The following is a 10,829-nucleotide window of genomic DNA, read 5'->3' as shown; positions in this document are numbered from 1 at the left end:
GCCAGGCACCCTTCGACTCCGCTCAGGGTGAACGGAGAGTGAGTTCTAAATGTCGAAATTATTTAAGTACTAACTTTCAGGATTAATCGCCGACGCCTGCAATCAAGAGGTTCATTATGAATGTTTCGCAAATTTCACAACAACAAACGACAGTGATTGATTTTATTTCCTCCACTGGCCAGCAAAAAGTACTTACTTCCCTGGCCGGAACAGAAACCGTCAGAGCCATCCGGGCTGAGGCTCTAACAAGCTTGTCCTATTATCAGTGTACTGTCTGCAAAGAGCTACACAGCAAGCCTCTGCAAACAAGGTGCTGTGAGGCAATCCTGTGTGCCTTATGCTACAACCAGCTGGGAACCCTGGAAAAGTGCCCAAATGACGGAAAAGCGTTTACCAACCCGAGTGTCGACCTGAAACCGATGGGTAGAGCAGTGAACAACCAGATAGAACACCTGTTGGGACACTTTACTCATATCGAGGCAACCGGCATCGATTTCATAAAAGGCGAGGCGCAACGGATTGCATTGGCAGCTCTGGAAGGCCAGCCCGCCAGCGGCACAGCAATACCTGAACCCTCCTGTCCGGTGAGTTCTGTGCCAGGCTTAAACTCTGGAACCATGGTTGGAATTCATGAACGTGCCGCCAATTATCAAGTCCGGGAGATTGCGCTTGGTCTAATTAAGAGTATTGATATTCGTACCTGCCAGGGCAACATTGTGCTTACCGAACAAGCTCCACAACGCCAGGATGCAGTGTCAGTTATTGCATCCACAGACCCCGAGCTTCTGTTTGGGAGCTACCTTCTAATTGCCCCTCGCGGCAATAATAATGATCATGATGTTACTGTAAAATTACCAAAGGCATTTGCTCAGCCTCTTGAAATCCGTAGCGATACGGGGGATGTCACCACTGGTAATGGCTATTGGATCAAACATGGGGGATTAATCTCAACGCAGACGGGGAATATCCGTATCGCAGTTGATAGCTCACGGGTAAAGGATGAAATAGTGGGTCCTGATTCTGATGTGACTGTTTCCAACCATGACGAACTTCCCGGACATCAAACCAAGCTATTCTTAAGAGCCATGGCTGGCAAAATAAATGTAACTTACTAAACAGGCTGTGTTCGCAGAACGATGGAATCGTGTTCACAATCAAGCCTGAGAAACCGTCTGAGAAGTGGTTTTTACTGGCAGAATCAGACCAGATTACCCGGGGTTGACCAGCTGGAAGTCTCGGGAAACTGAGCCTGAAACTCTTCACGCTGAAGAATATTCTCCATATAAAACTCAAAGACCTCCGGATCTGGCTGCTGTGTAGCGTGATGTAGCAGGCTGCTCTGATTGTTTGTGCGGTGCATCAGATAGTCGTTGCAGTAAACTTTGCGATATTCATGACTGAGATAGTCACAAAGCTCGGACACTACATCAAGGTTGCTCTTGGCAGCAGCCAGGCTTAGATGCTGGGATCAAACCAGTCGAATGAGACAGGGAGGCAGGCCTCCCTTACGGTTTTCAACCTGACGTTGATAATAGAACTCGATGCTCAATCTCCGGTAGGCGTTCTTACAGGCTTAAAGTAACTGTAAAACGTCAGTGATCTGCCATTGCGAATAAAGCTGCTCAGATAGCCCGATTTAAATACAGGGTAGACTGCCGCCTTGCCAGTAATATACCAGACGGCCATTGACGCTTTTGCGGCCAAATACAGCGGCAGAGTTTCACCGGTTGCCAGGAAATCCATAGAACCTGCCGGCTTATTGATTACAACATCCTCTATGGTTGTCAGTCCGACGGTACTGAGTGCCAGCAGTGGAATACGGTCCTGTTCTGTCATCCCTCCGGTAGTTACCGCATCAGCATAGGCTTGATCACTCAGCTGTCCCAGCTGGTCCAGGGTGATACTGCCCAGACAGGCCATATTACTGCCACGTCCCACCGATACAAAATGACCAACCTGGCAGTTATTCAACATAGCCTGATAGTTTTCCTCCGGGGAAGCATTTTGAGTGGAATGGATCAGACGGTTTTTGATGCCTTCTTCAACCTGGTGAACGGAGTATCTGGGTAGCCATTTGCCAAAAGGCTGGATGAGCTTCAGGACGAAAGTAGAAGCGTCCATACCCCTCTCGCCATCAGGGCCAATGGTTCCTTCGCCAAAGGCAAAGTAGCGGTTCTCATTGTGTTCCGGCGCAACATATTCTGACGGGTATTTTAACAGGGTATTACTCAGCTGATTCAGGTAGTTCTGGTAACTCAAAGGAAGTGGAACTTTTTTAACCTGATTATCCAGTTTTCCCGCAGGATCAACCGATAATTCCATGGGCAACAGTTGGGCAGAATATAGTCGTAACATTGTCGCTTCGATCTGCCGGGATGCCGGTGGTTGATGATTTCGTGCAGCGAAAAAATATTGGCCACTCAGGCTGTAAACCGGTGTGTCTAAAGGTAACCGCTGGTTTATGTCCGGAATTCTGACACGGCTGGTGACGGTAAGTTTCAGTTGGTTTTCAGAATCCTGGGATGAAACGGGAATTTCACCCACCAGAGATTGATCGACAAAGGCGATATGTCTTGCCTTGGTGAACTTGAGGCCAAACTCTGGGCGCCACAGGGCTACCCAGCTATCTTCGGCTGACTCCAGACCTGCTGAGTCAATAGTCGTTAACTGACCAAGTACAAAAACCGGGGTATTTCTCAGGATAAGCGTACTTGATGATTTCTGGTTAGCCGCAACATTGGAAGCCTGAGCCAGATTATTGGTAAAAAATACATCACTGGGGAAAAATTGCGCATCAGCATCAACGACGGTTATGGCACGGGCTTCGGGATGAAACCTCTGAAGGTATTCCGTCTGCTCAATCCGGTTTAACAGCTGCTGGCGTTCATCTTCGGTAATCAGATGGCCAGAGGCATCAAAATTATTGCTGATAGCGCCATTAACCACTCTGGCAGCCGTCTGAGTGATGGAGCCGTATTGCCGTTGGTAAGAGGCAAGGGCTTCGTCCACTTTCTGTTTATCCCAGGGAGCGAGCAGCCACTCCAGCAGATTGTTGTCGCTGATTTCCCATCGGACCGTTGTATCCCGGGAATTGATTCCCTGCATTTCTGCGATGGTATGGACATTCTGAAGTCCTTTATAAACGGCCCCTTGTTTGTCAGCTTCAGGATAAGCTGCGGCAAGTGCGCTTATCCCGCAAAGGAGAGTGAAAACCAAACATCTTGTTATTGCCATCTGTACTTCCTCAGTGAATCCAGCATTTCATTAAGCCTCAGATAATATAGACAGATAATTGGAGAAAGAGTTGCAAATGGCACGGGGAAAGTTACTGCTCCCGGGGATATGGGGATGTAGAGCAGTAATTTGATGTTTATCCTGCGAGGGCTCCGGACGTTCCCCGGAATCAGTACGCTGGCTTGAACAAAAGAGTATGATATTTGAACGCTGGCATTATTAAATGCAGTTGCCAAAACAACCTCATAGGCCTCTGGTTTAGACGGTGGTAAAGGCAGTGGCTGTGCATTGGAACTTGCTAACGGAATCATAGTTAAATCTGTAAATTAGATTTGATAACACCGCTTTCAGGCTGGCAGCAGCGATGAGTTCCATCGCCCATTGTTATTATTCAGATACAAACCTTCCGATCAAAATAGCGAGAAATCATTACCGGCTTGATCGTCAGACCCATTGGCAAACAGTTAGTTCCCGCCTGTCGAAACATTTTTCCAATGATCAAATCGGGTCTTATAAACAGCGGGGATAGCCAGTTTGCCTGAAAATATTGCGAAATTACTGTTATCCCTGTTACTGCCGGAAAATTGTTAAAAAAATTGTCGGTAAGAAAAGTTCATTACTACAGAACCTGACCATAAATCGTGGTTATAGGATTTTGGAAATGAACTAACTTTATTGTTAATTGTCTATTTGGTGAAAAGAAACTTCTGATGTACATTCCTGATCTGGAATCGTTATGTTTCCTTCGGTGCCTGTATTTAATCAAAAGCCAGATTAATTGGGTACAATGCTGGGAGCTGCTATCCAATTCGTCAGAATATTTGACTTCATTACACATAACAGAGCTTACGTACAAATTTACCACAGGAATAACAGACCATAGTCAGTAAGGTTTATTAATGGATACGTCAATTGCACTACCAGCGTCGAAGTCTTCTGCTCTTGAATGTGAGTTTTGTTTACAACCAAAGAGCAATGACCCGAAGTTTTTCTGCCATCGTGAAATCAAGCAATACCCTGAATGCCGTGCTGAGAATTTGGTGCCTTCAGGCCAGATGAACAAAGGCTTCCTGCTGAAATATATTATTGAACCGTTGTCCAGGATTGAAATCTTTGCACGTGCTATGCGATCCCTTTCCGGATTGCCGAATTCAATGCCCGCCAGTGTTACTTTCAGTGATCAGGGGAGAAACCAGGCAAGTTCGGATAATGCCGTTACTGCCCGACCCATTGGCGATGAAGAGATGATAACCAGTCAGGAATATCTAAAATTCTTATCTGAAATTGCGCCTGGCCGAGAGTCTGATAGCCATCTGGATAAGCCACTTTCTGACTGGCGTGGCGTTAATGCAAAGAATATGTCAGATGCCATTATAAAGGCCTGCCAATCAGATCAACCATCAGAGCCAGGGAGAGGGTGTATTACCGAACAAGGTATTTTTGAGCAGTCGTTGCAAGCCCGAGATTTTCAACACAATAAGATACCCGTTTCGGTAAAGGCTGAATATCACTTAAAGGGGGTTACGGCAACCCATGGAATTAAAGGAGAGGGAGATAAGCAAACGGTAACCACAAGGTTTATCGATATGCTTGGGTCATCTGATGAATTCTGCCTGCTGCAAACCAATACCCAACATGCACTGGGTGCCGGGGCCAGTGGTATCAATCCGAAAGACGGTCCTTTGGCTAATACTTACCTGGGGAAAAATGGCCAGCCTAAAATTCCAGGTGGTTCTACCTCTGGTGGTTCTGTCGCGGTCAGCAGTGGTCTGCTGCCCCTGTCCATCGGCAGTGATGGCGGTGGTTCCACCCGTATACCCGCTGCAGCAACGGGCATTGTCGGGGTGAAAAGTGGCAAGGAGGAGCATCGTCAGAATCCGTTTTTTGATCAGGCAGGGGGGGCCTATGGAAATGACCCGCAGTCAATGGTACAGCCAGGATTTGAAGCGACTAAAATTGGTGATATCGCACAGGCATGCTTGGCGTCGAGCAGAGTCAGACCGGATAAACGCTGTTTTGACTACCATAAACTGGGTGTAGCGATTGATCTGGATGCCATGGGCATTGCCAATCCGGCCGTTACGGAAAAATGCCAACAGGCTATTGGCTGCTGGCAGAGTAAATATGGAAAGTCCAGAAATGTGCAGGAAGTCCATCTTATGGATCTTGAGAACTCTCCCGGGAATGCCAGGTCACTGGCCCTGTCTCATGTGGTTCTGTTTGGCTCTGAAGAACTACAAACCTTTGATTCAACCGCGTTGTCGGATGATCAACGGCAACACGCTGATCCGGAACTGAAGCTGAATATGAATCTGGCCAGATCTTTTACTGATCGGATGAAGCACATCGCCAGAGAAAACCGTGATCAATTCAAACAGCACCTTAAATCACTTAAAGATCGAGGCGTTGATGTTATCCTGATGCCTACGATTCCTGAAGTGAGCAGAGATATTATCACGGGTGAAAAACAATGCGGGATGGCTGACTTGCGTGGTTCACTGCAGCTGAGTCAGCTGACCTGTCTGGCTAACTTGCTTGATGTGCCAGCAATTACCCTGCCTGTTGGCCATGATAAAATTCATGGTATGCCCGTTGGGCTGACCCTGATGAGTACTTCGGAAGATGACTGCAATCTTTACCATCTTATGCCATTGGCAAAAGAAATTGAGAATGTAACCCGGGAGAATGATGCGCTGAGAATGAAAAAACCCGACATCTATTTTGGTGACTATCTGCACCAGGAAAGATAGCGTTTGTTTTTATACTGGCTCGCCTTGCACCTCCCACGGTTCTCCGTGGGAACGCACAACCCAAACTCGCCGTCAATGCAAAATACACATTAAAAACTGCGGCAATGTAGGGTTTATTTTCTTTTCAACAGAACCAGAACAGAACCGGTTCCACCTTTAGAAGGAGGGGCAGAACAAAATGCCAGAACATCAGGTATCTGTTTTAACCAGTGATTGGTATGACTCTTTAACGTCGATTGCCGTTCTCTGCTGCGGTGAGACTTACCATGGATGATGCGTACACAGGTCAGTCCACGGTAGCGGGAAACCTGGATGAACTCATGGATAAGCTCTCTGGCTTCATCAATCTTATAGCCATGTAGATCCACTTGAAACTGAACCGGGATCATTCCCTGACGCAGTTGCCTGAGTCTTGTCGTCTGGATTCCAGGTCGAGAGAATTCAATAAACTGTTCAGGGTCGACAGGCTCAATCCAGGCGTCAGAGAGTGCAGCTCCAGAAGATGGCTTGTCCAGCTCGGCAGCCTTGCGGCGAGCTCTTAGAGTGCTTTCCGGAAGATCTGAATTCGTTTTGCGACTGCTGCCAGAATGTGTCTTGTTGCCTTTTTTGCCGCCCAATGGTCGTACATTCCTCATGGCTTCCTGAAAGCTTTGTTCGTCATCTCGCTCTGACATAAAAATGGCTACTTATAACTGAATGGGTTGTACGGCGGTTAGCGGTGGCTGAGGAGGTATTGTACTGGTAGTGCAACTATCATCAAACCACTTGAGAGTGCTTTTTTCTTACCCTGAAATAAATAATCATGATGATATTATATCCCGCCATGACTTTTCTTCAAAAACAGACCGATTTACCTGACACCAGTCATACTTAAGCCTCAACTTCGTTTAGTGGATTCAGTAACTTGCCAGAAAAATGAACCGTTGTGCCTGTTATCCCGGTTTGAGAACTGGGAATCAGGAGCTCTGCTGAGTCTTTGTTCTTCCTGAACGGGCTCAGCAGTATTGCTGTTTGATAAGAAGTATCTATAGGGGTGGCAATTATTACCGTTACTAGGCGGGGGGAATTCATTAGCAAAATGAGGTTGAGACGGTATTGCGTAATTGAATGTCCTGAATGCGGGTTCTTGATAGAGTGTCAGTAAACTTCTTCCAGGGGTATTGTGAGGCGACCCTGAAGGGGTGACAGTTTTCGCCTCAAACGAGCGATTTACTAGTGCGTTGTAATAGTGTCTTTTTTCATGTTTTTTTAGAATTTAATATTTAAGACTATCTCTTTTTATGAAAAGCAGACCTGACACTATCCCCATAAAGGAACCCAGAATCCCCAGCGAAGTAAGGAGCGTCGGAGTGTAAAGGGTAAAGGCGTGATGTTTGTCTCTCTTCTTCCAGAAAATGGAAAGGCCAAGAACGACAAATAAAACGACAAGAAAAATATCCGTAAGCAGTGGTGCTCCGGCAGCGCTGATGGTTTTTTCTATGGGTGCGGATAACACGATTGTCGTATCTCCTTAACGGCAGATTTCTGAAACAAGTGGAAAAACAGGCTGAAAATGAAAAGCCAATAAAAGTGGTAATAATGTACCAAAAAAAGGTTGACTGTATTCGGGAACAGTGAAAATTTCCGTTACTGATACGGTGAGAATGGGGGGCTTTTAAGGGGCAAAGGCCTGAAATTTCGGGTTTTGCTGGCTTGTTACATCGTTTCATTGAGTTTGATACTTCGTCCTCCGTTCGCACTGAACTCGTCGAAGTGCGGTGGCAACTTCCTTCGAGAAGCTTCAGAATCAACCAGAAAAAACAATGCTTTTGGAGTCCGGCTCCGAAATTAGTCCAGATTTATTCCTTTTAGTCTATAGTTATTCTGGTGTTATCCGGTATTTAATCTACACTTATCCCCATAAAATGAAATAAGTGTGGATTAAATGGCAAAGCTTTTTTTCTCAAATACGGCCAGTGAAGCCAGAAAATATGCACTGGCGGTGCAAAAGGGTGAACTAACCAGGATACGCCGGGGAATTTATACGGATGCAGTTTATGAGGCTATCCCGCAACTTCTGGCAAACCGTTGGTATGAAGTGGTCTCTTATCTTTTCGGGATGAATGTGCTGATCGCCTTTCGCACTGCCTGTGAACTTAAGCCCGCCGATGGATCTGTGTTTATCATTGCCAGAGTCAATAAACGTCGACGGGTTATAGTGGGTGCCGGGATGGTGATTGAAGTGATGCCGGGGGAGCCTGCACTGGGTCGCGAACAGTTTCTGCCAGGAATATTCCGAAGTAATCTGGCCCGGCAATGCCTGGAAAATCTTGCTCCCTCCCGTTCAAGTGCCAACGTCGTAAAATCTCTGGGGGCTGAGTATATTGAACATCAACTGTGCAAAGAACTGAGGCGAGGAGGGGAAAGTCGGTTAAACCAGTTAAGAGATGAAGCCCGGGATCTGGCTGCCGACCTTGCGCTGGAGCAGGAGTTTGAACAGTTCAATAAAATGGTCAGTGCTCTTCTGGCAACCCATAACCCGGCGGAAGCATTGCAAACCCGACTGGCCATCGCGACTGCACAGAGAGAACCGTTTGATTCCGGACGAGTGGATCTGTTTGCCGGGCTGGCAAATTATCTTAATCGCTGCGAACTTGACGAAATGCCTTATGACTACCAGGGACGCAGCTGGAAAAATCTGGCTTTTTTTGAAAGTTATTTTTCAAATTATATAGAAGGCACAGAGTTTGAAATTGATGAAGCAGAAACGATTGTGTTCTCCCGTGAAACCATCAATAACCGCCATGAAGATAGTCACGATATTATGGCTGTCTATGATCTTGTCAGTGATTACCAGGAGATGCTGGCAACACCAGATACGGTTGAGGCGTTGTTTCAGCTGTTAACAACACGCCACGCGCTAATGATGGATCACCGTATGGAAAAGCGTCCGGGTGTGTTTAAAGAGAAGCCAAACAAGGCAGGAGATACCCTGTTCGTCACGCCGGAAGAACTTCAGGGCACGTTAGCCCAAGGACTGGAGATAGGGCAGCAGCTATCGGCAGGTCTGAAAAAAGCAATTTTTATGCAGTTTCTGGTGAGTGAATGTCACCCATTTGATGATGGTAATGGCCGACTATCCCGTATCATGATGAATGCCGAGATGCACTCAGCGGGGTTACACAAGCTGATTATGCCAACGGTTCACCGTGACAGTTATTTGAATGGATTGAGACAGGCCAGTCAACAGGGGAAGTTCCGGGCGCTAACCAAAGTATTTCATCAAATGCATCTCTATACAGCGTCAATGATCAACTGGCAGGATTATGGTGAAGCCCGGCAAGACCTGGAAAGCCATGGTGCTGATAAAATTCCTGATGTCGGGATAGCGAAATTTAACCAGGTGATTCGGCAATTAGGTGGTGAGTATCCACCTTGATGCAAAGAAAGGGCAAATGAAAAAACGCACTGGTTATTTCGCCTTGCTCAGCTATCCAAAATGACTTGCTTGATATCATATTTAGAAGGCGGAATTGGTATAAGGGTGGTGATTTCCTTTTGAGCTTGTGCATAAAAAGCTCAAAAAATGCCAAAGGGCTATACCAACAGGTTTTGTCATTTTCCTGCTGGCTGAGTCCAATAGCATTGGTGATAAATTAAGTTTCCGCCGGGAAATGGTTTACCCGGCAACCGTAATGCAGATGCTCAGGATTCCATTTGCAGTTGCCGTAAAGGGGCAAGGCTGAGTTCCTGTCTGGCCTTGTTCACCGCATACATGCTTTTGTTCCAGCTTTTCTGTTTATCAATAGTATCAGTTAAGGCTGATAAAGGTATCCCGGATGCGTTCACGGTTGCTGATATCGTAGGGCAGGGGGAAAACCTCTCGCTTGCTCCAGATGCGATAGAGCTTGTCGTTGCTGTCTTGCAACTCTTTAATTTTTTCTCGGAACCGGGCAGGGGCTTTGTTACCATTGATCAAGCCATTCAGCTCCAGTCGCAGATAATCCCGATTAATTGCTTCACAGATATACGGCATTTGCTCGTTCAAAGCGGTGAACAGCTCCTCCCTGAAATGCTGAAACTCACCATCGTCCACCATATTGGGCAGCGCAGCGTACGGCAGCCAGTGACCGAGAAAAGTCTCGATGCCGTATTTTTTGATCAGATTGCGATCCACCGGATGGGGGGGAGTGAAATTAAAATACTGTTTACTAATGGAGGCAGTGGCAATTTCAAAACCGGTTTTCTGAAACAGCGGGTCACCCATGGTGCGGCTTCGACCCTCGTCATTCAGGTCGTACTTAATGGCCAGATACTGACTCAGGCTATCGCTCCATTTGTGACAAAACTGTCCTTCATTAAGCAGGGCAAAAATAAAATTATCATCTTCTTTACCAAACTCTTCGCACTCTTTCGGACTGATCCACTGGCCATTTTCTTTGCTTTCATAGGATGCCTGAATATCGTTAAGGTCATAACTGGCCAAGTATTGACTCAATATTGCCATTGGCGCTGGTTATGCCTGCACCAGTCAGGTTTGCTGAGCCGATGGCGACGCAACCGTCAACTGCATTATTGTTTTCATCCCAGCTGACCAGACAATAACCTTTGGTATGGAAAAGTCTGGTGGTATTGGCAACAAATATCTCTACATGCTGCTTTCTGGCAAAATTGGCCAGTTCATCAGGCCCTTCTGCAAGAGCAGTTTTTCGATCCAGCCAGATTTCAACATTAATGATGTGAAACCTGAAGCTGAAGGTTCGTGATGGTTTGCTCTCGAAGAGAAAATAGATCTCTTAGCACTGCCCGGCGCCTTTTCACTAAAGCGCAGAACGAAGGAGTCATCAATGACAAGGAACAATGGTT

Annotated in this window: 9 protein-coding genes; 3 read left to right on the top strand and 6 right to left on the bottom strand. The window is 46.5% G+C overall.

The genetic code is table 11. The features are described from left to right. Window positions 1-116 precede the first annotated feature (116 nt). Window positions 117-1,115 (top strand): hypothetical protein, encoded by a 999-nt coding sequence (locus KDK15_RS20510; RefSeq protein ID WP_257297263.1) that lies wholly within the window; start codon window positions 117-119, stop codon window positions 1,113-1,115. 83 nt (window positions 1,116-1,198) lie between these two features. Here the strand turns inward: KDK15_RS20510 and KDK15_RS20505 are convergent, their stop codons facing one another. Both KDK15_RS20505 and KDK15_RS20500 read right to left on the bottom strand, forming a co-directional pair. Next, entirely contained in the window at window positions 1,199-1,423 is a 225-nt protein-coding gene (locus KDK15_RS20505) for a hypothetical protein (protein ID WP_257297262.1), read from the bottom strand. 122 nt (window positions 1,424-1,545) lie between these two features. After that, window positions 1,546-3,234: a hypothetical protein gene (locus KDK15_RS20500; protein ID WP_257297261.1), complete on the bottom strand. Its 1,689-nt coding sequence runs from the start codon at window positions 3,232-3,234 to the stop codon at window positions 1,546-1,548. An 899-nt stretch (window positions 3,235-4,133) separates the two neighbouring features. Here KDK15_RS20500 and KDK15_RS20495 point away from each other — a divergent pair. Beyond that, entirely contained in the window at window positions 4,134-5,984 is a 1,851-nt protein-coding gene (locus KDK15_RS20495) for an amidase (protein WP_257297260.1), read from the top strand. Between the two features lie 113 nt (window positions 5,985-6,097). On the opposite strand, the gene KDK15_RS20490 is transcribed toward KDK15_RS20495, so the two are convergent. Both KDK15_RS20490 and KDK15_RS20485 read right to left on the bottom strand, forming a co-directional pair. Next, window positions 6,098-6,658: a Smr/MutS family protein gene (locus tag KDK15_RS20490; RefSeq protein ID WP_257297259.1), complete on the bottom strand. Its 561-nt coding sequence runs from the start codon at window positions 6,656-6,658 to the stop codon at window positions 6,098-6,100. Window positions 6,659-7,239: 581 nt separating this feature from the next. Then, window positions 7,240-7,479 carry a hypothetical protein gene (locus KDK15_RS20485; RefSeq protein ID WP_257297258.1) on the bottom strand — a complete coding sequence of 80 codons (240 nt, stop codon included), beginning with the start codon at window positions 7,477-7,479 and terminating at the stop codon, window positions 7,240-7,242. 429 nt (window positions 7,480-7,908) lie between these two features. Here KDK15_RS20485 and KDK15_RS20480 point away from each other — a divergent pair, with 429 nt between their 5' ends. Continuing rightward, window positions 7,909-9,402 (top strand): Fic family protein, encoded by a 1,494-nt coding sequence (locus KDK15_RS20480; protein ID WP_257297257.1) that lies wholly within the window; start codon window positions 7,909-7,911, stop codon window positions 9,400-9,402. Between the two features lie 372 nt (window positions 9,403-9,774). Here the strand turns inward: KDK15_RS20480 and KDK15_RS20475 are convergent, their stop codons facing one another. Together KDK15_RS20475 and KDK15_RS20470 are read right to left on the bottom strand one after the other, a co-directional pair. Further along, window positions 9,775-10,470 carry a hypothetical protein gene (locus KDK15_RS20475; protein WP_257297256.1) on the bottom strand — a complete coding sequence of 232 codons (696 nt, stop codon included), beginning with the start codon at window positions 10,468-10,470 and terminating at the stop codon, window positions 9,775-9,777. Window positions 10,471-10,611: 141 nt separating this feature from the next. Then, on the bottom strand, window positions 10,612-10,829 hold a 218-nt coding region (locus KDK15_RS20470; RefSeq protein ID WP_257297255.1), incomplete at its 5' end, for a hypothetical protein.

This window comes from Endozoicomonas sp. YOMI1 (genome assembly GCF_024606345.1).
Classification (GTDB): domain Bacteria; phylum Pseudomonadota; class Gammaproteobacteria; order Pseudomonadales; family Endozoicomonadaceae; genus Endozoicomonas.
This window is presented reverse-complemented; position numbering and strand designations above follow the sequence as displayed.